The 883-nt window shown below is 51.4% G+C and carries 3 pseudogenes; 1 reads left to right on the forward strand and 2 read right to left on the reverse strand.

Annotated features, from left to right (window positions below):
* Positions 1–171: pseudogene (locus KP699_RS16255) on the reverse strand (IS5/IS1182 family transposase); the annotation flags it as partial.
* 91 nt (positions 172–262) lie between these two features.
* A pseudogene (locus KP699_RS16580) lies at positions 263–541 on the reverse strand (transposase); the annotation flags it as partial.
* A gap of 184 nt (positions 542–725) precedes the next feature.
* Between KP699_RS16580 and KP699_RS16265 the strand changes: the two are divergent.
* Positions 726–883 (forward strand): annotated as a pseudogene (locus tag KP699_RS16265) (IS5/IS1182 family transposase); the annotation flags it as partial.

Below are 883 nucleotides of genomic sequence, written 5' to 3' on the forward strand. Positions count from 1 at the left end.
ATGGCATGGCGGTCGCCCGCCCTTGCTTCCATCTGAATAGGCCAGCGCCTTCTCCAGATCAGGGCGGAACACCTCAAAATCCACAGTCCGGGAAAACGCTTCAAGCTGATCGCCAAGACCGCTCAAACGAGCAAGCCGCTCTTCAACATCAAAAAAACCAGGCTGTTTCATTATTCATTCATCCACCCAATCACCACAGGAGGTATGGAATCACAGATACGCACTCAAAACCATGGAGTTTTTAGAACCCTCCATTTTCCTCTCAATCTGGCTCATATCCAGCAGCTGTGGAGAAGTTTGAGCTGATCGATCAGTGTGCCGATCCTGTCCCATAGTGCGTGGCGTGTGCGCTCTGCGGCTTACGGAGATGGGTCTTGAGTTTGGATAAAGTTTTTTAGATGGGATTGAAGTCGGGACTTTAGGGCAGGAGATAGCGCACGGTCGCGCCTGCGGCTTCGATGGCGGCCTGAATGCCGGGACCTTTGTGAGAGCCGATATTGTCCATGATGAGGATGTCGTCTGGCCGCAGGTCGGGTATCAGAGGTAGTCCCCATTTTTCGGACAGTGCAATAATATCAAGGGCTACTGTCTTTGACTCATCTGTGAGGTGGAGGGTTCGAAAAACCCTCTGGTTTTGAGACCTGGAGGGTTCTAAAAACTCCATGGTTTTGAGTGCGTATCTGTGATTCCATACCTCCTGTGGTGATTGGGTGGATGAATGAATAATGAAACAGCCTGGTTTTTTTGATGTTGAAGAGCGGCTTGCTCGTTTGAGCGGTCTTGGCGATCAGCTTGAAGCGTTTTCCCGGACTGTGGATTTTGAGGTGTTCCGCCCTGATCTGGAGAAGGCGCTGGCCTATTCAGATGGAAGCAAGGGCGGGCG

Origin of the sequence: Acetobacter sp. P1H12_c, from assembly GCF_018811975.1 — a bacterium.
Lineage (GTDB): Bacteria > Pseudomonadota > Alphaproteobacteria > Acetobacterales > Acetobacteraceae > Acetobacter > Acetobacter persici.